This is a genomic window from Gabonia massiliensis (assembly GCF_001403595.1).
Classification (GTDB): domain Bacteria; phylum Bacteroidota; class Bacteroidia; order Bacteroidales; family Coprobacteraceae; genus Coprobacter; species Coprobacter secundus.
Genome location: NZ_LN877939.1, coordinates 443,818 through 469,700 on the forward strand (window position 1 = coordinate 443,818; position 25,883 = coordinate 469,700).

The 25,883-nt window shown below is 34.9% G+C and carries 15 protein-coding genes and 1 pseudogene; 12 read left to right on the plus strand and 4 right to left on the minus strand.

What is annotated here, in order from left to right:
• Window positions 1-88: 88 nt before the first annotated feature.
• The 12 genes and pseudogenes from BN2628_RS06675 to ubiE all read left to right on the plus strand — a co-directional run.
• Window positions 89-1,021, plus strand: a pseudogene (locus BN2628_RS06675) (sigma-54 interaction domain-containing protein); the annotation flags it as partial.
• A gap of 304 nt (window positions 1,022-1,325) precedes the next feature.
• Window positions 1,326-1,808 carry a hypothetical protein gene (locus BN2628_RS06680; protein ID WP_055096573.1) on the plus strand — a complete coding sequence of 161 codons (483 nt, stop codon included), beginning with the start codon at window positions 1,326-1,328 and terminating at the stop codon, window positions 1,806-1,808.
• Window positions 1,809-2,049: 241 nt separating this feature from the next.
• Window positions 2,050-2,730: a 2-C-methyl-D-erythritol 4-phosphate cytidylyltransferase gene (locus BN2628_RS06685; protein WP_055096574.1), complete on the plus strand. Its 681-nt coding sequence runs from the start codon at window positions 2,050-2,052 to the stop codon at window positions 2,728-2,730.
• Window positions 2,723-4,816, plus strand: coding sequence for an ATP-dependent DNA helicase RecG (gene recG, locus BN2628_RS06690; protein WP_055096576.1), 2,094 nt, complete (start codon window positions 2,723-2,725; stop codon window positions 4,814-4,816). The genes BN2628_RS06685 and recG overlap by 8 nt, the downstream gene beginning before the upstream one ends.
• Window positions 4,817-5,199: 383 nt before the next feature.
• The gene (locus BN2628_RS06695; RefSeq protein ID WP_044229484.1) at window positions 5,200-6,324 is read left to right on the plus strand and encodes a DEAD/DEAH box helicase; all 1,125 of its coding nucleotides are present in this window, start codon (window positions 5,200-5,202) and stop codon (window positions 6,322-6,324) included.
• Window positions 6,325-6,358: 34 nt separating this feature from the next.
• Entirely contained in the window at window positions 6,359-6,565 is a 207-nt protein-coding gene (locus BN2628_RS06700) for a hypothetical protein (RefSeq protein ID WP_055096578.1), read from the plus strand.
• 820 nt (window positions 6,566-7,385) lie between these two features.
• Window positions 7,386-8,354 carry a M23 family metallopeptidase gene (locus BN2628_RS06705; protein ID WP_044229573.1) on the plus strand — a complete coding sequence of 323 codons (969 nt, stop codon included), beginning with the start codon at window positions 7,386-7,388 and terminating at the stop codon, window positions 8,352-8,354.
• A 266-nt stretch (window positions 8,355-8,620) separates the two neighbouring features.
• The gene (carB, locus tag BN2628_RS06710; protein WP_044229481.1) at window positions 8,621-11,839 is read left to right on the plus strand and encodes a carbamoyl-phosphate synthase (glutamine-hydrolyzing) large subunit; all 3,219 of its coding nucleotides are present in this window, start codon (window positions 8,621-8,623) and stop codon (window positions 11,837-11,839) included.
• A gap of 251 nt (window positions 11,840-12,090) precedes the next feature.
• Window positions 12,091-14,295, plus strand: a complete 2,205-nt coding sequence (locus BN2628_RS06715; RefSeq protein ID WP_044229478.1) for a sodium-translocating pyrophosphatase — start codon at window positions 12,091-12,093, stop codon at window positions 14,293-14,295.
• A 251-nt stretch (window positions 14,296-14,546) separates the two neighbouring features.
• A complete protein-coding gene (locus BN2628_RS06720) occupies window positions 14,547-15,539 on the plus strand; it encodes a PhoH family protein (RefSeq protein ID WP_055096580.1) in 993 nt (330 codons plus the stop codon).
• 23 nt (window positions 15,540-15,562) lie between these two features.
• Entirely contained in the window at window positions 15,563-16,513 is a 951-nt protein-coding gene (locus BN2628_RS06725; RefSeq protein ID WP_044229472.1) for a phosphoribosylaminoimidazolesuccinocarboxamide synthase, read from the plus strand.
• Window positions 16,514-16,590: 77 nt separating this feature from the next.
• Entirely contained in the window at window positions 16,591-17,331 is a 741-nt protein-coding gene (ubiE, locus tag BN2628_RS06730; protein WP_044229468.1) for a bifunctional demethylmenaquinone methyltransferase/2-methoxy-6-polyprenyl-1,4-benzoquinol methylase UbiE, read from the plus strand.
• Window positions 17,332-17,431: 100 nt separating this feature from the next.
• On the opposite strand, the gene BN2628_RS06735 is transcribed toward ubiE, so the two are convergent.
• The 4 genes from BN2628_RS06735 to BN2628_RS06750 all read right to left on the minus strand — a co-directional run bounded on the left by BN2628_RS06735 (window position 17,432) and on the right by BN2628_RS06750 (window position 25,868).
• On the minus strand, window positions 17,432-19,996 hold the full coding sequence (locus BN2628_RS06735) for a M6 family metalloprotease domain-containing protein (protein ID WP_044229465.1): 2,565 nt from the start codon (window positions 19,994-19,996) through the stop codon (window positions 17,432-17,434).
• Between the two features lie 86 nt (window positions 19,997-20,082).
• Window positions 20,083-20,949, minus strand: a complete 867-nt coding sequence (locus BN2628_RS06740) for a T9SS type A sorting domain-containing protein (RefSeq protein WP_154668414.1) — start codon at window positions 20,947-20,949, stop codon at window positions 20,083-20,085.
• Window positions 20,950-20,985: 36 nt separating this feature from the next.
• Entirely contained in the window at window positions 20,986-22,740 is a 1,755-nt protein-coding gene (locus tag BN2628_RS06745) for a RagB/SusD family nutrient uptake outer membrane protein (protein WP_044229570.1), read from the minus strand.
• Window positions 22,741-22,784: 44 nt separating this feature from the next.
• A complete protein-coding gene (locus tag BN2628_RS06750) occupies window positions 22,785-25,868 on the minus strand; it encodes a SusC/RagA family TonB-linked outer membrane protein (protein ID WP_044229568.1) in 3,084 nt (1,027 codons plus the stop codon).
• Between the last annotated feature and the right edge of the window lie 15 nt (window positions 25,869-25,883).

A 25,883-nucleotide genomic window follows, 5' to 3' on the forward strand; every position in this document is an offset into this window, starting at 1 on the left:
AATAATAGAAGCTTTAAAAGTAGATACTCAACAGCCCCTAAAAAATATTTCTTTAAAGGAAAACAAGGCAAAAGTTACTATACATCAAGAATATTTAGAAGGAGAAAGTGATGCAGCTAAGGAATTATATCATTATGTGAAATTGGTAGCTCCTACTCCAATGTCTGTACTTATTAATGGTGCTAGCGGCACAGGTAAAGAATACATTGCCCACCGAATCCACCAGCTAAGTAAACGTTCTGATAAACCTTTTATTGCTATTGATTGCGGAGCAATACCTAAAGAGTTAGCAGCATCTGAATTTTTTGGACACATAAAAGGTTCTTTTACTGGAGCTATCAATGATAAAACGGGAGCTTTCCTTGAAGCTAATGGAGGAACTCTTTTCTTAGATGAAGTTGGAAATCTCAATTATGAGACCCAGATACAGTTACTTAGGGCTCTACAAGAAAGAAAAATAAAACCTATTGGTTCTAATCAAGAAATAATGGTAGATATACGTCTAATTACTGCAACAAACGAAAACCTTGAAAACGCTATTTCTAATGGGACTTTTAGAGAAGATCTATACCATCGAATAAACGAATTTACGATACGTATGCCCCAACTAAAAGACAGGAAAGAAGATATACTCCACTTTGCAAATTTCTTTCTTGACCAAGCTAATCAAGAACTAGATAAGCATATCTTTGGATTTGACAACGAAGCATCTATTATGCTACTCCAATACAATTGGCCAGGAAATCTGCGTCAAATGAAAAACATTATAAGACGGGCTACTTTATTAGCCAATAACGATTACATAACAGCGTCAGAACTTAAACAAGAACTAAATGATATTAATGAGGTACAGGCTTCTATTTCTATAAACGATTTCTCTCTAAAGAATCCCAATACCGAACGAGAACGCATACTTGAAGCTCTAAAACAAACGGGTAATAATAAAAGCCGGGCTGCTCAGTTACTAAATATTGATCGTAAAACATTATACAATAAACTGAAATTATATCACATTGAGTAACGTTTTATTTTTTTGAATAAAAACTTTATTTTCCCAAAAACAAGAATTCTTTTATTAATCCCAATCATCTTCCAGTTAAAAAGAAATCTTTCTTTTAAAACAGTTTCTACGTAGACAAAATCCACATCATTGTAGAAATTTTCCACAAATAAATGTTTATCTCACTATACTTACAAGCAAATAAATAAATGATAAACAGCATATTATATTTTCCACAAACTTTTTGGCACAGCTCTTGAATATATTTCAGCAAACAACGAAAATATAAAAACACAATAGAATAACCATTTAAAATTGATGAATTATGAAAAAGTTAGCATTGACAGTAGCGTTTGTATTAGCCTGCGGATTTACAACTGTAACTTTTGCCCAAGATCCTGTTAAAAAGGAAACTACAGAAAAACAAGATACCACTCAAAGTAAGTCTTTAGCTTTCGTTCAAGAACCTGAAAAGAAAGACTCCACTGAGAACAAGACAGAAAACAAGTCTTTAGCTTTCGTTCAAGAACCTGAAAAGAAAGACTCTACCGAGAACAAGGCAGAAAACAAGTCTTTAGCTTTTGCTCAAGAACCTGTAAAGAAAGACTCCACCGAGAACAAGACAGAAAACAAGTCCCTAGCTTTCGTTCAAGAACCTGTAAAAAAAGAATCTACTACCCAAAAGAATGATTCTACTGAAACAAAATGTGAGAAAAAGACTCTCGCACTTGCCCAAAACCCAACCAAGAAAGATACTACTGAGAAAAAAGATACTACCGAAAATAAATCGGAAAAATCATTCTGTTAACTCCACTAGCCTCTATACTCTGGTGCATTTTATAGGCTAAATGTTGACTCATTCGACTTTTCTATGCTTTGCATTAGTTATACTATTTAACTTTTGCTCTCGCTTACCGAAAATGTTGATGTTGTGTGGATGATGTACGGCAGGTAAACCCGAAAGAGGGCTAACCTGCCTTTTTTATATATTTATAAAAAGATTATCTCTCTATTTTTTTATAAATTTGTCTTTGTAAAAAGGAAATAGAATGGAGATTAAAAAAAAATATGTAATTATTGTAGCAGGAGGACAAGGACTACGCATGGGAAGTGAAATCCCTAAACAATTCAAGGTAATCGGTAACTATCCTATATTAATGCATACATTAAATACTTTTTACCAATATGATAATAGCATACATATTATCCTTGTTTTACCTCACTCCCACCAAGAATATTGGAATCAACTATGTAAAGATTATAATTTCCACATAAAACATACAGTAGTAAGTGGAGGAAACACCCGTTTTGCCTCAGTTTATAATGGACTAAATATTATATCTGAACCAGGGTTAATAGCTGTACATGATGGAGTAAGACCTTTCACTTCACAACAGGTAATTGCTAATGCTTTTAAAAAAGCAGAATTATTCGGAGCAGTAATACCCGTTATAGAAGTTATCGATTCACTACGCGAAATCATGCCTGACAAAAGTAGTAAAAGTGTACCCCGCCAAAAATTTAGAGCGGTACAAACCCCTCAAGTATTCAGATCCGATATATTAAAAAGAGCTTATACTCAGACCTATAACGAATGGTTTACAGATGATGCCTCAGTTGTCGAAAGTGCAGGATACTCTGTACATCTTATATCGGGGAATACTGAAAATATAAAAATAACTACACCTCAAGATTTATTATTAGCAGAAATGTTTATTTCCCATGCCTGATTTATCCTCCCGTGACATAAAATTTTTACCCGGTGTTGGACCTCAAAAAGCTGCACTACTAAACAAGGAACTAAACATATTTTCTTGTGAAGATTTATTATTTTACTATCCATATAAATACATAGATAGAAGTCGTACATATAAAATCTGTGAGATAGACGGAAACATGCCATATATTCAACTCCGAGGATTCATCACTTCTTTTGAAACAATAGGAGAAGGCCGAGGAAGAAGACTTACCGCTCTTTTTACCGATGGAACTGGAACTATAGAATTAGTATGGTTTAAAGGCATAAAATTTATAGTTGAAAAATATAAATTACAAACAGAATATACGGTATTCGGGAAACCTAACGTATTCGGTTCTAAACTAAATATTGCCCATCCGGAAATAGATCCGATAGAAGCTATTGACAAAAGTCCGGGATTACAGCCTTACTACAATACAACAGAGAAAATGAAAACTCATTTTTTGAATTCCAAGGCAATGCAAAAAATTATGTATAATCTCTGGCAAACTATTCCTGAAGCACTCTCTGAAACTCTCCCCGCATGGATTATTGCAAGAGCCCAAGTCATCTATATAAATGAAGCATTGAGAAATATACATTTTCCCAAATCTCCCGATATATTGCGTAAAGCTCAATTTCGTTTAAAATTTGAAGAATTATTTTATTTGCAATTAAATATATTACGATTCACCAAATTACAACGACGTAAACTTGGAGGATTCCGATTCGAAATTATAGGTGATATCTTCAACCGATTCTACCATGAATATCTGCCTTTTGACTTAACAAATGCTCAAAAACGCGTTTTACGTGAAATACGAGCAGATGTAGGAAGCGGTAAACAAATGAATCGGCTCTTACAAGGTGACGTAGGAAGCGGTAAAACCTTAGTTGCTCTAATGAGTATGCTAATGGCTGTAGATAATGGATTCCAAGCCTGCTTAATGGCTCCTACAGAAATATTGGCAACACAACATTTCGAAACTATCAATAAGTTAGTAAAACCTTTAGGCTTGCAAGTAGACTTATTAACTGGATCCACAAAGAGAAAAGAACGCGAACTAATACATAATAGACTGCTAACAGGTGATACCCATATAACTGTAGGAACACACGCTCTGATCGAAGATACTGTCAACTTTTCTAATTTGGGCTTAGCTGTTATCGATGAACAACATCGTTTCGGTGTAGCCCAACGAGCTAAACTTTGGAAAAAAAATAACAAACCGCCTCATGTTTTAGTAATGACAGCAACTCCAATACCCAGAACGTTAGCAATGACAGTATATGGAGATTTAGACGTATCTGTCATAGATGAGTTACCCCCTGGACGAAAACCAATACAAACAATACACCAATACGATAATCGTCGGGGAGCTCTATATGCATCGATACGCAAACAGATTGAGCAAGGCAGACAAATTTATATTGTATATCCACTAATACAAGAAAGCGAGCGATCAGATCTAAAAAATCTGGAAGACGGATTCAAGCATATTCAGGAAGTCTTCCCCGCATATGAAGTCTGTATGGTACATGGAAAAATGAAACCTGTAGAAAAAGAAGTGGAAATGAAAAAATTCATTTCCGGTCAAGCTCACATTATGGTAGCCACTACTGTAATTGAAGTGGGTGTAAATGTGCCAAACGCCTCTGTAATGATAATAGAAAATGCTGAGCGATTCGGACTATCTCAGCTTCACCAGCTCAGAGGACGTGTAGGTCGAGGAGCAGACCAGTCGTATTGCATTCTCATGACTTCTCACAAACTTTCAGAAGATACCCGAAAAAGACTAGAAATCATGGTAAGGACCAACGACGGATTCGAAATATCTGAAGCCGATTTACAATTACGAGGGCCGGGAGACATGGACGGTACACAACAAAGCGGCATTGCTTTTGATTTAAAAATAGCAAATATAGCTAAAGATGGGCAAATATTACAATTAGCTCGAGACATCGCAACCGAAGTTTTGGAAAAAGACCCAGAACTAATATTGACAGAACATCATATATTAAAACTTCAATTACAAAAAATATTCAAGAAAAAGTTTAACTGGAGTCTTATCAGCTAAATAATGAGAATGTAAGTCATTATCATCCAAGATATTAACAAATAAAACTACTTGAGAATTTAACATATACAAAAGATATATCTATTACAGAAATTTCTCCTTTATAATATCATTCGTTCAATTATTTTGTATTTATAATGTATTATTAAGAATAAATCCTTATCTTTGTTGCGAAAGCAATAAAGTTCATCTTTGGTCTTCATCTTCTTCCTGTATATATTCGGTTATAATCTACCGCATTTCTTACTGTTGAAATCAATTGTTATAAACTTTCTTGTTATGAATGTAACCAAAACATTCAAACTGATTCATATTACCCAATATGTACCGGTCAATTATTAATTTTATTAAAAAAGTCTGTACAATATTTACAGCGTTTATTTATGACATTCAAAGAATTATCAATAGTAGAACCTATTTTAAAAGCTCTCAACAAAAAAGGATACAAAAATCCAACTCTTATACAAGAAAAAGCTATACCCTTAGCTCTATTAGGAAAAGACATATTAGGTATAGCACAAACCGGAACCGGGAAAACCGCAGCTTTTACTATTCCCATTATACAACAATTAATAAAAAAGAATAGTAATTCCAATAAAAAGACAATCAAAGCCTTAATCTTAACTCCCACTCGCGAATTAGCATTACAAATAAATGAATGCATTACCGAATATTGCCAATATACTAATATAAAACATTCCGTCATATTTGGAGGAGTAAAACAAAAACAACAAACCGACCAATTAAATGCAGGCATAGACATTCTAGTAGCTACTCCTGGCCGATTGCTTGATTTAATGAATCAAAGGCTCGTGAATTTAAATTCTATACAACATTTTGTCTTAGATGAGGCAGACCGCATGCTTGATATGGGATTTATTCATGATATAAAACAAATTTTATCTAAACTACCCAAACAAAGGCAAACACTATTCTTTTCAGCAACCATGCCTAACGATATCGTTACTTTGTCACACACAATCCTTTTGCAACCCAATATTGTCGAAGTAACCCCAACTTCTTCCATCATAAATACAGTAAAACAAGTAATATATTTCGTCGAAAAAGCACAAAAAAAAGAATTACTATTATCCATATTAAATACTGACTCAAAAAAATCAACTCTTATTTTTTCTCGGACCAAACACGGAGCTGACAAAATTGCAAAACAATTAAATAGGGCTGGTATACAAAGTGAATCTATACATGGAGATAAATCTCAAAATGCTCGTCAAAATGCTCTTTCCAATTTCAAATCCGGCAAATCTAAAGTTTTGGTAGCTACAGACATAGCAGCTCGAGGCATAGATATTCAACAATTAGAATTAGTAATAAATTTCGACTTACCGGCTATGGCAGAAACCTATGTACATAGAATAGGACGCACAGGAAGAGCTGGTAACGCCGGAGTCGCTATGTCATTTTGCTCTCAGGAAGAACATCCTATCATAAAAAATATACAAAAATTAACTGGACAAAAAATACAACAAATAGTTGCTCCTGCTTAAAATTATCGGATTATAAAATTATATACTAAATTATATGTCAAATAGAATTTCATCTAATAAAAAAGAAAATGAAAAGAAAAAAATCTCAAAAAGATTAGAAAAACAAAAAAGAAAAGATGAACGAAAAGCAAACAATTCAAAAAAAAATTTTGAAGATATGATAGCTTATATCGACGAAACCGGACAAATCACTTCTACCCCACCAGATGTAAAAATAGAAAATAAAAATCACAATATATAAATCTTCTGATAAATATATCTTTTTTGAAGTTTAGGGTATTATGAAGATACTATAAACTTCGGAAATGTTTTCTATTTCAGTAATTAAAAAAAATATAAACCTATAAAAAACTCAAACTAATCTAAAAATATTCCTCTTTATATCAAATAAAACTCTATACATAATATCCGACAGAGACTAATGTACCATTCGAATCCCTAAAGAATCTTAAAGGAACAAATACCACTAAAATTGAAACAAATAATCAGTATAAGTACTCAAATGATAAATCAAAAATCTCAGATTATAAACATTGCTATATATAATTGTTATAATAATTAGTTGAGATATAACTTCAATAAAAAAACTTTAACAAACTACACTATAACCCTCTCAAATATATATTTTGAAATCCTATTTTCAGTTATATTCTCTTGTACAAATAATTTTACAATATTACAGATATAATCTTTTTTATATTTAATTCTCAAGCTCACAATATTAAAATGTACAAATATGCTGTAAAACATATATACATATATTATATTAATAATCAATTTATTACATCGAAAAAATTTATTTTTTAGGTAATCATAGTTTTAATTTGTGCTAATTAAGCTTCTCATTTTCAGAAGATTTTTTTTATCTTTGAAGAAGTAAGCTTTAAATATAAAGGCCTAAATGTATTACATGAATAATTTACTTATTATAAAACATCACTATATTTCTATAATAAATTTAGAGGAAAGAATATTACTTTCCCCTAGAAAATTTGTTTTATAATAGACTAAGTAAAAATTATATTCATACAAGTTAAATGAGAAATAAACGTATTTATATAATGAATTTTACCGGACTAAAGCAATTGATTATCACTGGATTAATCGCTACAGCGCCATTTATTGAAATATCCGCCCAGGTTAATCCGGGTAAACCAACAAACAATATTCATAATCAACAGCATCATGATCTCTTAGCTAATCAACGTAATATTCGTAAGGAGATCAGCTTAATAGATTCCTTAACCTTTTTCCGCAAGTTAAAACAAGAAGCTGAAGAATTTCCTGCAATTGACTTATACGGAGACGAATGGAATAATGAATGGGTAAATCCTTATAAAAAATCAATGTCCCAATTACCAGATTCTTTTGCCATCAATGTAGCAGATTATTGTATGCCTGTACCGGGATACAAAACTTCAGATTACGGTCCTCGTTGGCGAAGAATGCACCGAGGAGTAGATTTAAAATTACAAATAGGTGATACCGTTAGAGCTGCATTCTCAGGAAAAGTAAGAATCACTAAGTATGATGCCCGAGGTTACGGATATTATGTATTGCTAAGACATGGAAATGGTTTGGAAACTATATATGGGCACTTATCTAAAATATTAGTACGCCCCAATCAAATAGTAAAAGTTGGAGAGCCTATTGCCTTAGGAGGAAATACAGGGCGTTCTACTGGCCCCCATCTTCATTTTGAAACTCGTTTCTTAGGCATAGATTTGAATCCAAATGATATTTTTGATTTTGAAAATCAAGTTCCTCATACTGATATATTTGTATATCATCCACACAGTACCAATAAATATTCTGGGAAAAATCAAAACAATGCTGCAGTTAAAAAAGCCGTTGCTTCATCAGACAAACATCAAAATGGATCCAAATATGCGACTCATCGGGTAAAAAAGGGTGATACACTTTACGCCTTAGCATCAAAATATCATACTTCTGTAAATCAATTGTGCAAATTGAACAGAATAAATAAATCTACAAAACTTAGACCAGGACAAGTCTTAAAAGTTAAGTAAAATACGAAATAAAAAGATGAAAAGTTTGAATATTTATAACACTTCATCTATCTTTGTAAAAATTTTGAAAACAAAGAACAGATTCCGATGAATAATACACTTATAAAGATAGGAGCCCAACACTCTTTCTTGTCGATATACGACAGTGTATTCCCGTTTTTTTATTATAACGATTATTCATTTTTTAAATACAATGCGTTGGCTTTTTAAGTTAACGCATTTTTTTTATAAGATAAGAAATATGAACTAAAAACTATACGGAAATTATGCAGAAATCTATCAAAAAAGTCTTAGTGTTAGGCTCAGGTGCCTTAAAAATAGGGCAAGCAGGTGAATTCGATTATTCAGGCTCTCAAGCATTAAAAGCACTGAAAGAAGAAGGTATAAAAACAATATTAGTAAATCCCAATATTGCGACAATACAAACATCTGAGGGTATCGCAGACAAAGTATATTTCCTACCAGTAACTCCTTACTTCATTGAAGAGATTTTCAAAAAAGAAAAACCAGATGGAATATTATTGGCTTTTGGCGGACAAACTGCATTAAACTGTGGCGCAGAATTGTATAATAAAGGTATATTAAAAAAATATGAAGTTGAGGTCCTTGGAACTTCTGTCGAAGCCATTATGAGTACCGAAGATAGGGATCTATTTGTCAAAAAACTAGACGAAATAGAAGTAAAAACCCCCAAAAGCATAGCAGTAGAAAGCATGGAAGATGCATTCGATGCAGCAGAAAAAATAGGCTTTCCCCTAATTATCCGTTCTGCATATGCATTAGGAGGAATGGGGAGTGGATTCTGCAACAACAAACAAGAACTGAAAGAACTTGCCGAAAATGCGTTTTCCTATTCAAGTCAAATATTAGTAGAAGAATCCCTAAAAGGATGGAAAGAAATAGAATTCGAAGTAATACGAGACAAAAATGATCATTGTTTTACCGTCGCCAGTATGGAAAATTTTGATCCTCTGGGCATTCATACCGGTGAAAGTATCGTTGTTGCACCTACTTGTTCACTTGATGAAAAAGAGCTAACACTATTACAAGAATTATCAAAAAAAACAATTCGTCATTTAGGAATTGTTGGAGAATGTAACATCCAATATGCATTCAACTCAGAAACAGACGACTATCGAGTTATAGAAGTCAATGCCCGCCTAAGCCGCTCTTCTGCACTAGCATCTAAGGCTACAGGTTATCCCCTTGCTTTTGTTGCCGCAAAACTAGCACTAGGCTATACTCTTGACCAAATTGGAGAAATGAATACTCCTAATTCTGCATATGTAGCTCCAAACTTAGATTATCTAATTTGCAAAATTCCTCGTTGGGATCTAAGTAAATTTGTTGGAGTATCTCGACAAATCGGTTCCAGCATGAAATCGGTAGGTGAAATTATGTCTATCGGTAAAAGCTTCGAAGAAATTATACAAAAGGGACTTCGTATGATTGGACAAGGTATGCACGGATTCGTTGGCAATAATGACCTTGAGTTTGAAGACCTTGATAAAGAATTATCTAATCCTACTGACCTTCGAATCTTCGCTATATCCACTGCTTTTGATAAAGGTTACAGTATTGACAAAATACATGATTTGACTAAAATAGACAAATGGTTCTTAACTAAACTAAAAAACATACACGATTATAAAATAAGATTACAGTCTTACAAAAAAATCGAAGAAATTCCAGCAGACATATTACTGGAAGCTAAACGTATGGGATTCTCTGATTTCCAAATTGCACGTATTACCGAAAATCCTTCTGGAAATATGGAAGCAGAAAATCTTCGTGTACGAAATTACCGTAAGAAAGCTGGAATTTTGCCCTCCGTAAAACGGATAAATACAGTGGCATCTGAACATCCAGAACTAACTAATTACCTATATCTGACATATGATGGTAGTGATCATGATATTCCGTATTATAAAAATGATAAATCAGTAGTCATCTTAGGTTCAGGTGCATATCGTATTGGTAGCTCAGTAGAATTCGACTGGTGCTCTGTAAATGCAGCCCAAACTGCTCGAAAATTAGGATACAAGTCAATCATGATTAACTATAATCCAGAAACCGTATCAACAGATTATGATATGTGTGACCGCTTATATTTCGACGAACTTTCTTATGAAAGAGTTCTTGATGTGATTGATTTGGAATCTCCCAAAGGAGTTATCGTATCGGTTGGCGGACAAATACCTAATAATCTGGCTATGAAATTGCATCGTCAGAATGTTCCCATTTTAGGTACCTCACCGGTATCAATCGACCGGGCTGAAAACCGTCACAAATTTTCCAGTATGCTTGACCAATTGGGCATAGACCAACCTGCTTGGCAAGAACTTACCAGTAAAGAAGAAATTGATGCCTTCATTGAACGTGTAGGATTTCCAGTATTAGTACGCCCATCATATGTGCTTTCCGGTGCAGCAATGAATGTTTGTTATGACCGAGAAGGTTTAGAAAATTTTCTACAACTTGCAGCTCACGTCTCTAAAGAATATCCAGTAGTCGTATCTCAATTCCTCCAAAATGCGAAAGAAATCGAATTTGATGCCGTTGCTCAAAACGGAGAAGTTGTAGAATATGCCATATCAGAACATGTTGAATTTGCAGGTGTTCACTCAGGAGATGCAACTCTAGTATTCCCTGCTCAAAAAATATATTTTGAAACAGCCCGTCGCATCAAAAAAATAAGTAGACAAATTGCAAAAGAGCTCAATATTAGCGGACCATTCAATATACAATTTCTAGCTAAAAACAACGATGTAAAAGTAATTGAATGTAATTTACGAGCATCCCGCAGTTTCCCGTTTGTTTCTAAAGTTCTAAAACGTAATTTTATAGAAACTGCTACTCGTATCATGCTTGATGCTCCTTACGAAAAACCAGATAAAACTGCATTCGACGTCGACTGTATAGGAGTAAAAGCATCTCAATTCTCTTTTGCCCGTTTACAAAATGCTGATCCGGTATTAGGAGTGGATATGGCTTCTACTGGAGAAGTAGGATGTATTGGTGACGACTTCAATGAAGCCTTACTAACTTCCATGATTGCTGTAGGATATCCCATTCCTCAAAAAAGTGTAATGGTATCTTCTGGTTCTGCAAAATCAAAAGTGGATTTATTAGAGGCATGCCGCACCCTATCTTCCAAAGGATATGAAATCTATGCCACTGCCGGTACTCAAAAGTTTTTGGCAGAGAATAACATAGATAATGTAAAAGTCGTTTCTTGGCCAGATGAAAGTGGAAAAGAAAATGTAATGGATATGATTGCCAACCATCGTTTTGATTTAGTAATCAATATCCCCAAAAACCATACCAAACGAGAATTAACCAATGGTTACAAAATACGTCGAGCTTCTATCGACCACAATATCCCGCTGATTACTAATGCCCGTCTTGCAAGTGCATTTATTGAAGCATTCTGTAACCTGAAAATGGAAGATATACAGATTAAGAGCTGGCAAGAATATAAATAAATCTCTCTTATTCCAAAATAAAAAACTATCTCAAAGTAGAATTGAGATAGTTTTTTTATTACTTCTTTCCCGCTCTTTCTAAAATATAAAAATAAAAAACCTAAACATATCTTTACCTATTAATAATAATTCCCTACATCAAACTTATAATAGTTTAGTCTTATTTAGTAAAAAATTGTTCTATTCAAGTTGTATTTAACATTTCAAATAGGTACTTTTAAAACCATAAATATTTAATCTGATATCACTGTATGGAAAACTATTTATTTTGGTTGGTTCCAACCGCTTCTCTTGTAGCACTTGCCTTGGCTTGGTATTTCTACAAACAAATGATGCACGAAAGTGAAGGAACAGAAGCTATGCAAAAAATTGCTTTGTACGTTCGTAAAGGAGCTATGTCTTACCTAAAGCAACAATACAAAGTTGTAGGCCTTGTTTTCTTAGGACTTGTTATTTTTTTCTCTATCATGGCTTATGGATTTCAGTTACAAAATTCTTGGGTCCCTATAGCTTTTCTCACCGGAGGTTTCTTTTCCGGACTATCAGGTTTCCTAGGCATGAAAACAGCCACTTATGCTTCAGCTCGGACTGCAAATGCAGCCCGAACTTCTCTTAATAGAGGATTGCGTATAGCATTCAGAAGCGGAGCCGTAATGGGTCTAGTTGTTGTCGGGCTTGGTCTTCTTGACATTTCATTTTGGTATCTACTGCTTGATTATTGTATTCCGACTGATATATTAAATCCTTCGGCAAAACTATGTGTAATTACAACAACGATGTTGACTTTTGGTATGGGAGCCTCTACTCAAGCCCTATTTGCTCGTGTCGGTGGAGGGATTTATACTAAAGCTGCGGATGTCGGGGCCGACCTTGTAGGTAAAGTCGAAGCCGGGATACCTGAAGACGATCCTCGTAATCCTGCTACTATCGCTGATAACGTAGGTGACAATGTAGGTGATGTTGCCGGAATGGGAGCCGACTTATATGAATCATATTGTGGCTCAATACTCGCAACATCGGCTCTTGGTGCTGCTGCATTCATTACTACCAACGATATAAATATGCAATTCAAAGCTGTAATCGCACCTATGTTAATAGCTGCAGTCGGAATTCTACTTTCTATTCTGGGTATCTTTTCTGTTCGCACCAAAGAAGATGCCAGTATGAAAGACCTGCTCAAATCACTATCATTTGGAACTAATTTGAGTTCAATCTTGATTGTTATATTCACTTTCCTTATTCTTTGGACCCTACAATTAAATAATTGGTTCAACATATCATGTGCTGTTGTTATAGGCTTGCTCGTCGGTATTGTAATTGGACGCTCTACCGAATATTATACGTCCCAATCTTATAAACCCACTCAAAAGCTAGCAGAAAGCGGACAAACCGGTCCCGCTACCGTTATTATTTCAGGTATAGGTTTAGGTATGATTTCTACAACTATTCCTGTATTGTCAGTTGTCGTAGGTATTATTCTTTCTTACTGGTTTGCTTCTGGTTTTGATTTTGCCAACATCTCCATGGGATTATATGGTATAGGAATTGCAGCCGTAGGTATGTTATCGACTTTAGGTATAACTTTAGCCACTGATGCTTATGGGCCTATAGCTGATAATGCTGGTGGCAACGCAGAGATGAGTGGATTAGGAGAAGAAGTACGTAAACGAACCGATGCTCTTGATTCTTTAGGCAATACAACTGCAGCTACAGGAAAAGGCTTCGCTATCGGTTCTGCAGCACTTACAGGATTAGCATTGTTGGCTTCTTATATTGAAGAAATACGCATAGGGCTAAGTAGAATCGGAGAAACGGTATTAACCTTTGCCGATGGTTCTACAATCGAAATTCATCAAGCTGGATTCACTGACTTCATGTACTATTATGACGTTACACTCATGAATCCAAAAGTACTTTCTGGAATATTTATAGGCTCAATGATGGCCTTCCTATTTTGTGGATTGACTATGAATGCTGTAGGAAGAGCCGCATCACATATGGTAGAAGAAGTACGTCGACAGTTTCGAGAAATAAAAGGTATCCTTTCCGGAACAGCAGAGCCCGACTATGAAAGATGTGTGGCCATTTCGACCAAAGGTGCTCAACATGAAATGGTATTTCCATCACTTCTGGCTATAATAGCCCCCATTGTCACGGGGCTTATATTCGGAGTTCCAGGTGTAATAGGCCTCTTGATTGGAGGCTTAGCTTCCGGTTTTGTACTAGCTATTTTTATGGCAAATGCAGGTGGTGCATGGGACAATGCAAAAAAGTATGTGGAAGAAGGTAAATTTGGAGGAAAAGGTGGAGAAGTGCATCGGGCTACAGTCGTCGGTGATACAGTAGGAGACCCATTCAAGGATACTTCCGGGCCAAGTCTAAATATTCTTATCAAACTAATGAGCATGGTAGCTATTGTTATGGCAGGACTTACTGTTGCATGGAGTCTATTTTAACATATCCCTATTATAAATAAAACCTTCAAAAAAATCAGCCATAAGATAATTATAATTATCTTATGGCTGATTTTTCAATACAATACCCCCCAATACTGATTCCAATTTATTTACATCTTTTCATTCAATAAAAAAAAATATGTGATGCATATTTATTACCTTTGCCATGAGTAAAACAGATAGGATAAAATACATATATAACCTACTGATATATAAAACTTTATTAAAATAGACAAAGTAGCAAATACTAAATGATCGAAAGAGTAATCATTTTAGAAAACATCGACCCTGTTGTATTTTACGGTGTGAATAATTGTAATATGCAACTTATCAAGACACTTTTTCCAAAACTTAGACTAATGGCGCGTGGCCATGTATTAAAAGTTATCGGAGACGAAAACGAAACGGCCATATTTGAACAGAAGATAAAAGAGCTTGAGAAATATTGTACTGAATACAACCTATTAAATGAAGAAATCATAACCGATATTATTAAAGGCAATGCCCCGATAGAAATAAAGCAAGACCATCTTATTATACACGGTGTAAATGGAAAACCTATCGTTGCTCGTACTGAAAATCAACAAAAACTAGTAAAGGCTTTCGAATCCAATGATTTAGTATTCGCTTTAGGCCCAGCCGGTTCAGGAAAAACCTATGTTGCTATAGCATTAGCTGTACGAGCATTAAAAAATAAGGAAGTAAAAAAGATTATTTTAAGCCGTCCCGCTGTAGAAGCCGGAGAGAAATTAGGATTTCTACCCGGAGACATGAAAGACAAAATAGATCCTTATTTGCAACCCCTTTATGACGCGTTACAAGATATGATACCTACGGCAAAGCTTAAAGAACATATGGATAATAATGTCATACAAATAGCCCCCTTAGCATTTATGCGTGGACGAACTCTTAGTGATGCTATAATTATCCTGGACGAAGCTCAAAATACCACACCTCACCAAATAAAAATGTTTCTAACCAGATTAGGGCTGAATGCTAAAATGGTAATAACAGGAGATATGACCCAAATCGACCTGCCTGTTTCACAATCATCAGGACTCATCCAAGCGTTACAAATTCTAAAAGGGGTACATGGTATAGGACGAATAGAATTTAATAAAAAAGATATTGTCCGCCATAAATTAGTACAGAGAATCGTAGAGGCTTATGAAAAATATGATGAAAAGAAAAAGGCTCTCAGATCAGCAGAGATAAGTGGAAAAAACAATAATATAACAAACTAATTTATAATATAAGTATTACAGAAATGAAAAATGCTTTAGTAAAAACTGACTTCAATTTCCCTGGTCAAAAAGGAGTCTACCATGGAAAGGTACGGGATGTATATAACATCAACGATGAATTGCTCGTGATGGTAGCCAGTGACCGAATTTCTGCTTTTGATGTAATTCTTCCCAAAGGAATTCCCTATAAAGGTCAGGTATTAAACCAAATTGCAGCTAAATTTTTGGATGCTACAGCCGATATTGTACCAAATTGGAAGCTTGCTACTCCTGATCCTATGGTAACAATTGGTGTCCGTTGCGAACCTTTCAAAGTAGAAATGGTCATTCGTGGATATCTTACTGGTAGTGCTTGGCGTGCTTATAAATCAGGAGAAAGAAACCTATGTGGCATACAATTGCCTGAAGGTATGAAAGAAAATCAAAAATTTCCAACTCCTATTATTACACCTACGACTAAGGCAGACGAAGGCCATGATGAGAATATCTCCAAAGAAGAGATTATTGCCCAAGGATTAGTATCAAAAAGCGATTACGAACAATTAGAAAAATATACACAAGCCCTTTTCCTGAGAGGGACAGAAATAGCGGCAGAAAAAGGATTGATATTAGTTGACACTAAGTATGAATTCGGTAAGAAAGATGGTAAAATCATTTTAATTGATGAAATTCACACACCAGATTCTTCCCGCTATTTCTACGCTGAAGGTTATGAAGAAAGATTTGTCAAAGGTGAGGAACAACGGCAATTATCCAAAGAATTTGTACGTCAATGGCTTATCCAAAATGGATTCCAAGGAAAAACAGGACAAAAGATTCCAGAAATGACTGAAGAATATTGTAATAGTGTGGCAGAACGATATATAGAATTGTATGAACATATTGTCGGTGAAAAATTCATAAAAGCTGACACAGACAATTTAGCTGCTCGTATTGAAAAAAACGTAATTGAATTTCTAAACAACCGGAAATAAACTTTAAAACAAGCATATGGTTCAAAAAAGTTTTTTGAACCATATGCTTACTAAATCTCCTCTTTTATCATTAAACAATGACTAAATACAAAGCAGAATCTATACTTCCATATAACAAAGAAGATAAAAAGAGTACACAAGTACGAAAAATGTTCGATTCTATTGCTCCGGCTTATGACCTACTCAATAGAACAATGACTTGGGGCATAGATAAGAGATGGCGCAAAACTGCTGTAAATATGTTACGGCATTATGCTCCTCAACAAATATTAGATATTGCTACCGGTACAGGAGATCTGGTATTCCTTATGAATCAGGTATTGAATCCAAAAAAAATAACAGGTGCTGATTTGTCGGAAGGTATGCTCCAAATAGCCCGAAAAAAAGCTACTAATCTCAAGTCTTGGGAGAATATCATTTTTGAAAATCAAGATTGCCTACATCTTACCTACAAAAATGAACAATTCGATGCTATAACTGTAGCATATGGCGTACGAAACTTTGAAGATCTTGATAAAGGATTCAGTGAAATGTACCGTGTTTTACGACCCGGAGGTGTATTATTAGTTATCGAACTATCTACTCCTGAAAAATTTCCTTTTCGACAACTTTATCATTTATATTCTGGTTACATTATTCCTATATTAGGAAGATTTTTATCTAAAGATAAAAAGGCTTATACTTATTTGCCCAAATCTATAAAAGGTGTTCCTCAAGGAAACAATATGCTAAAAGTATTTCATGACGCAGGATTCAAAAATACCAAATACAAAAAATTAACTTTCGGTGTATGTTCTATCTATATCGGTGAGAAATAGATATTCAAAATGAAAAAAATATGTATTGATTCCGTTTTCCAATGGAAAACAAAGGAGCTCCTTCATTTTTTATATCGGAACCCCTCTGCCCAAAAGATGATTAATTCGATTTCGCTATTTTAGTAACTTCAAATTCTCCATTATCAAAAATAAGTCGGACAAAATATACTCCAGAAGTCAAATCTCCAATATAAAAACTACCATCTTTAGCCACATCCAAAATCCTCTTCACTGGAACACCTGCAGCGTTCAGCAATTCAATCTTATGTACATCTTTATTCATTATTTTAAGCTGTTGTGATTGAATTGAATAATATACACTTGCAAAAGAATCTGTAATTTTATTTATAGAAGAAACTGAATAATTAAAAATGCATTCTTCAGACTCCCCTGTTTCTCCAAAATCTCCTAAAGCCTTAACCGTATACTTATTCTCACCCTCAACAGGCATATTATCCGTAAATATACATTCTGTTGAAGTTCCGATCTTGACTCCATTGCGGAAAATTTCATATCCAGTTATTACATATGAATCAGCTTCCGGATATACCTCCACACCATCAATAATCCACCAATACGCCAATCCTCCATTATTATCATCATATGCTCTAAAAGCAACTTTCATATTATCTGAAATATATGGTATTAAGTCAACAGTTATTTTCTCATACTTATTTACTACCGTACCTTGAGTCTTAAGATCATAAACAGTTTTCCAACTCTCTCCTCCATCAGAACTCACCAACACATAATAAAAATTATGAGAATTATTCTTCTGCGGAGCCAATGATTTAGAATAAAATACCAACTTTGCACCTTTTGCAAAAACAGGAGAAATAAACCATTCATCTTGATGCATATCAGACATATCACTATTCAAACGCATGGCAAAACTCCCATTATAAACTTCAGTATACTTATCCGATTCTGTTCTTACCCATCCTGCCGGATTTTGAGAATCTTTCTTTATTTCCCAGTACGCCATTGATGACTCCGATTCAAAATCTTCATGTAATACAGTCACACCAGAAACCGGAGCCTTCCAAACTAATTCTACAGATGCTCCATTTAGAGTTGCCTTTACTTCTGAAGGTGGTTGTATCATTCCCGAATTTTGAATCACAGAAAGCATTGCATATACATCAGAAGCAGACACTCCTTCTATTTTTAACTCTGTCGACCGGGGAACCATTGTACTATTCTCACTTTTTGTTACAATCGTAATCACAGATTTTCCAGCTTTACCCTGTTTGGGAAAAACATCAAGCCAATCAGGTATCGTAAGAATTTGCCAAGCAATATCAGCTTCCAAAATTACTTGCGTCGTTTTATCTGCATTCCCTGGCAAAGAAACCTTTGATTGAGGTAAATAAATACGCGATGCAAGAGGAAACAACTCAAACTCTATTGTCTCTCCGCAAGAAGATACATTACCTATTGCAAAACGGGCCTCCTCTCCATTAGTATAGAACGGTTTATATTCGGCATCACCACCAAAAGCTGTACGTCCACTTTCTCGGCTAAAAAATGCTTCTTCTATTTTACCATCTGTAACTGTCGTTCCCCCCGGTCTGAAAAGATAGAGTTCATCGTACTTGCTACTACCATCATAAGCATTATTCCCAGTATAATACGGATTTACTCTATAAATTAACAATCCTGATCCCGGCAAATTTTTATCAAATGTACCATTAGTCTTACTTCGATATTCTAAAATAAAATATTCATCCGAACCAGTAGGCTGTATTTTATATGCTACATTTTCATTCGATGTTCCACCGACTGGATTAAGTACATATTTTCCCGGAACAGAAATTTGAGGTATTTCGTCAATCCACTTACAATATTTATATTTGGTATACGCACTCATATGTTGTGGAACCTCCATATTATCAGACATTAAGTCCCAAACTCCTACAGGATTTAAATCTGTACGAACATTCTCATGATACAAATCATAAGTTCCCAATGTATGAGACATTTCATGACATAAAACACCCGTATTTATCTTCAAAGGGGTTACAGTAGAACCAAAACCATTCGCATCATCAAAAAGCATTATGTACTCATTTACCTTTTTCCCTTGAATTATTCCATCCTTAGTATAAAGTGTTGAGCGATGAGGCCACAACAAATGAGTATTACCTATTTCTGAACGACCACTTACAATAATACATAAATTATCGACTATTCCATTATCATCCGCATCAATTATCTCATTAGGCGGAACGATATCTGCTAATGCATCAGAAAGTTCTTTTACAAGATTTTGCTCTCTCGTAAGCTTATTTACACCTAACACATCATCGGCATAGCCTTCCGGATTAATACTGGAATATTTTCTATAATACGCTCTATTATTTTTCGCCTGATAAGAGATTATACGCCCACTATCTGATGCCTTCGGATAAAAAACGCTAGACCAAAAAAGTTGATTGTATGATGCTTCTTTAAAATAATTATATACAGAATTAGCACCAACTTCTGAATTATTAAACATTTTCTCATAATAAGAAAATGTATTCTCAAATACTTCTTCATCCTCATCTGCAAAACGTAAAAATACTACCAAATTGCTAAAATCACCTTTATTCTTATCTGCAGCTTTCATGATTAGAAAACTTTCTAAAAACAAGAATAAAATGAATAATAAAAGATTTTTCATATCTATTTTTTGAGCGTGAAATCCCTATAAATACAAATCTGGCACAGTTTTATATTGTTTTATAAAAACTGTGCCAGATTTATATTTTATCGTACGACAATTTTCAATACATTTTGAGCTTTTTCATTATGAGCTTTTACAATATACACCCCTTGAGCCAATCCCTGGGTCGAAAGTCCGGATGCTGTTGCTGCGCATACAAGTGCTCCTTTCGAATCATAAACATTTATTTCTGCTTTCTCTTCCAATCGTATAGTTGTACCATCAAACAAAATTTCCAGATGCTTATCCTTTGTCGAAGTTTCCATTCCCGACAACTTAGAAGAAAGCAATTTTATACCATGAATAAATAAAGGACTCGTACCTTGATTTTTAATATAAACGGCAACATCACCTTCTGAACCAATAGTGGCACCCGTATTAGCATTGGACAGTTCCTGAATATTGTTCCATGTATATTGACCTGCCTTACTTAATTGAGTCCAAGCTGTAGGCATATATCCCTTAACCAAAGCGAAATCGCCCAATATATCAGACCATTCTCCTCGATATACACCCGGGGCCATTCTTCCTTCCGAAGACAAAAATAAACTAAACTCAACACAGTCCGATATTTTCATATAAATCCCTCCACCATCAGAAGAACCTGATGTTTGTCCTTCCACTAATTTTATGGCTCCCTTCTTAGCTTCAGGACCTCCTTCATTACCATCCGTACCTGCTCCCACAAAATCTGCAGAAGCCTCATCATCTTCAAACGGTTCATAATCGGCTGCAATCATTTCTATTAATTTGCCAGAGCCCTCCAATCCGACATACTTGTCAATTTTTGCTTGACTATCAAACCAGAGCCACCCCTGTTCATCAACGTCAGCAGCATCAAACACATTATACTGTGCATGCACAGTCATCAATAACCCCAAACACGTCACTGTTAGTAATAATCTTTTCATAACACATCAATTTTTAAATTTATTAATCGAATCAATTTACATTTCTTTCCAATCCGGATTTTGTTCAATCCCATGATATCTAATCTCATCCCAAGGTATCGGCTGAAAATATTGTATAGCCCTGAAAAGTCTCATCTTTGAATTTTTTCCATTTACAATTGTTTCTGTATAAGTAGTCGGCTTACCTTCTTCTTTTACAATCTTTATACCTTTCAAAGGATTTGTAGTTCCGGTCATCTTCTCTTCAGCATTTCCCCAACGTAGAAAATCCCAATATGTTGACTTTTCAAAAGCCAATTCCACTCTACGTTCATTGACAATATCATCCCAAGTAACAGTATTATATTCTGGCATATGCACCCGACGTCGTATCTGATTCAATTTTTCCTTTGCATCGCCAACCCGTCCCTGTTTAAAATCAATTTCAGCATAATCCAACAAGACTTCAGCATAACGCCAAATAATACAATTCTGGCTACTTGCATACACTTCGTCATTATCTATCTTCTGAGATTCTCTTACAAACTTTCCCAAATAATAACCAGTCTTTGTAAATGTAGCTGTGGTTGACGAGCCATACTTAACCAAATCTTCCCCTGGAATCTCTGTACCATCAACTTTAGTATAGTGAATATCCATCGTATGGCTTTTAAAACTACAACCATCATATAATATATTTGCATAAAAGCGATAATCTCGATTTTCATATGGATTTGCAGGGTCATAATCCGTACCTGCTTCTGTAATTGTTTTCCCCGTAATCGTACGATATTCATTTACATGATTCTGAGTAGGAACATAAGCTGCATAAGTTCCGCCAAAAGATGGAGCTGCAGCATCTCTATCTAACTTATGCCCAAATCCTGTATCAAAATTACCATCATCCGAATGCTGAATCTCCCAAATAGACTCAGTAGTATTCTTTGTCAAAAAAATATTCCTATATTGGGATACGATTTCATCTTTTGTCGTTGCATTAATCTGTACAAGTCCATAATTCAATTTCATCAATTCATCATAGGCTTTTGCAGCCTCGGTCATCATCGCATCAGATCGGTCATCAGGAAAGCCTAAATATTCTTTGGTTTGATTTTGAAATTTACTTCCAGATGCCCAAAAATATGTCTTTGCAATTAACATCAAAGCAACCCCTTTATTTGCTCTTCCAACATCACTATTTTCTGCTGGTTGTAATAATCCAGCAGCAATTCGAGCTTCTGACACAATATAATTTACCGTCTCTTCATAAGACGCCCGAGGAAATTTCTTATTGTCACGCAACGGATCATACGTATTTTTAATCAATAACGGACCACCATAATTACGGAGAAGCATATAATAATAATAAGCCCTAAAAAAATGAGCCTCCCCCAACACTCTTGTTTTATGTTCTCCATCCGCAATTTCTTTCTCATTCTCTAACAATAAGTTTATAGACTGTATTTGAGTATAATAAGTAGACCAGCGAGTTCTTGCTCGTCTTGTAATTCCTTCCATATTGCTTTTCAAAATATCTCCATAATCGGCACTATACCAGTCTGAACGGCTTACAGTTATTTGATCTCCATACCAAGGTTCATACTCTCGACCGAGCCCTTTCATAATTGTCGTTACATATGTGGAAAAACCATTGTCCATATTCCTATACCAAGGAAGCACATATTCATCAAGTAATAATTCATTTTTCCAAATAGACTCTTGAGAAAGCTTATTGTTTGGCTCTTCTCTGAAACATGAATTTTGTGTCAATAAAATAACAAAAGCCAATACTAATATTATATAAGATTTCATCTTTACAATCATATTTTTAGTTTTCCAAAACAACCAATCATCCTTTAAAATCCAAAATTAAGTGTTACACCATAAGACCTCTGAATAGGATATCCTCGTAAAGATTCCGGATCCATATTATCAAGAGAAGACAATGTAAATAAATTACTTCCCTGCAAAGCTATACTCAATGATGATATTTTCCATTTCCGAAGCAAGGATGCAGGTAATCCATATCCCACTGACAAACTTTTAAGCCTGACAAAATTGCAATCTTTAATCCAGAATGTAGACTCCCTCCTATTATTATCAGTCTTAGATGCAAATTTTACTCTCGGATAATTGGCACCAGGATTACTTTCTGTCCAACTATCATTCAAATGATACTCTTGAAACCTAGGTAAGCTTCCACTTTCAAGAGTATAAAGTTCATTAACTTTTTGCTGGTATCCTGATACTCCTTGAAACATCGCATTCATGAAAAAGCCCTTATACTGCAGTCCCAACTTTATACTAAAAGCCATATCTGGATAAGATGAATTCTTAACATATATCTGATCATTTTCAGTTATAGAGCCATCACCATCCTGATCTTTATATCGGATATCTCCCGGAGCAATAGACGCATTTCCATTTCCATCATGATCTGGGGCAGACATAATTTCTTCATATGATTGAAACAATCCGTCAGCTTCATATACTTTCCACACCATATAATTTCCACCTTTACGACGAAGAGACGGAGTAACAGTAGATTCATCTCCATAATCCAGAACTCTATCATTTACTTTAGAAAGAGTTAGAGCAACATCATACCGGACTTTACGAATAGTATTTTTATGAGTCAGCGTAAGATCCCAACCCCAAGTTTTCACTTTACCAAAATTCATTTCCGGAACAACCCCGTTTGTCCCAGTCGAAGGAGGATACAAATAAGTAGGGGCTGAAGTAATCATATTTGTCCTGTATCTCCAATAGTGTTCAAACGTCACTCCAATACGATTTCCCCATAAACCAAGGTCAGCAGCAATATTATAATCCTTACTTTTCTCCCATTTTAAATCAGGATTTGGATAAGTATTCGTATCCATTATAATTCCCGGTTTATATGAAGAATTTATATTATATCCTTGCGATACAACATAAATATAATTATTAAGATATGCATAATCCGAGATACCTCCATCACGACCTAAGATACCAGTTGATGCCCTGAATTTTATATTTGATATGACAGGTTGGTCCCACTGTTTGAAAAAACGTTCATTCGACAATATCCAAGAAGCCGAAACCGTAGGGAAAAAGCCCCACCGATTATTTGGATGAAATTTGGTAGACCCATCAATACGGAAACTACCTTCAATAAAATATCGATTATCATACCCATAAGTAGCTCGTCCTATAAAAGAGGCTCTCTGATAATAATACTCATTACCACTCAAACTACTATCTGTAACAGTCCCCATCGTTTCAGGATATTCCCCAGGCATATCATTATTTGTGCCATCCATATATAAGTTTTTATAGTCTTGATAATTAGCGACAAACATACCTGAGACATTATGTTTTTCTACAAATGTTCTACTATAATTAATCCCTGCTTCAAGTAATTTATTATCAACAAATTGATCCCTCTGTTCCAAAGTAATTTTTGCTTTAGGATAAGTCGTAAGCGGATCTTCTGAGAAAGAACCATCTTTCTCATCATAAAGATACAAAGTAGTGGGGTTATTGAATCTTTTTTCTATCGAGTTATTACTGTCAAAAGTAGCTCTCAGATACATCGAAAGCCCTTTAATACGAGAAAACTCATAATTCAAATTTGCCGAAATCGTATTAAAATTAGTCTTATTTTTTATATAACCTCCCAACCCCTCAACAGCAAGCAATGGATTACTGCCACTTAAACTAGCAAGAGAACCATCCGTAAATTTCAATGTCTGTAATGGAGAATAACTATACGCAGCATCAATAGTTGTATAGCTGGTGTTTTTGTTTTCTGACCGATTTCCATTTACATCTAAAGAAAGGACTAATCCCTTAAGTAAAGTCGCATCTAATTTTATAGAATAATTATATCTATCTCTACCAACTCCACTATATAAACCTTTTGTATTGGTATATCCTCCAGAAACATAATATTTAATAAATCCAGATCCTCCAGAAACAGATAAGCTATGTATTGTCGAATATCCAAACTTATTTAAATAATCTAACAAATTTTCATCTCCATATACATTAGGATTAGAATGGGTACGAATCATTTCCAGCTGTTCTTCTGTATATTGTGTATAATTTTCACTCATTGAATTTTCAACAGCAGTATTATACAATTGAGCAAAATCATATGCTCCAAGGAATTTTGGAAGCTCCGTAGCTTGCTGTAAATTAAATTGTCCCCGATAATTTACTCGGACTTTCTGATTGGCATTGACACCACGCTTTGTCTTTACCAGTATAACTCCATTCGCAGCACGAGCACCATAAACTGCTGCTGCTGCTGCATCTTTTAATACAGATATACTTTCTATATCATCCGGATTCAAATCCGATAATCTCATCTCTCCGTCCGATGTATTATTACCAAATCGAGGGACTCCATCAATAACAAGCAAGGGGGCACCAATTACCCCTCGAATACGAATATCCGCTTCCTTAGCAGAACTAGGATCTCCAGTAGATGACATAACCTGTAATCCTGCTACTTGTCCATTAAGAGCCTCATCAAGATTTGCAGTAGGCATCTGCAAAAGATCCTCTCCTCTGATTACTTCAACAGAACTGGTCAACGAAGATTTTTTTTGTGTTCCGTATCCAACAATAACAACTTCATCAAGATTTTGGGCATCCTCCGCCAAAACAAAACGGATAGGTGTCTCTCCTTTCTTTACTGTAATTTCCTTTGATTGATATCCTATAAATGAAGCCACTAATTTCACATCTTTACCAGAAACCAACATTGAGAAACTACCATTAACATCAGTTATTGTCGCAGTTGTAGTATCCTTGATTTTCACTGTTGCACCAATCACCGGCTCTCCAGATGTATCCACTACTGTTCCCTTGACCGTAAATGTACTCAAGGTATTCTGAGCCAATACATTAAAAGAAAAAAAGCTCAGTAAGAATATATATAGTATTCTTGCCATATCATTCATCTATAT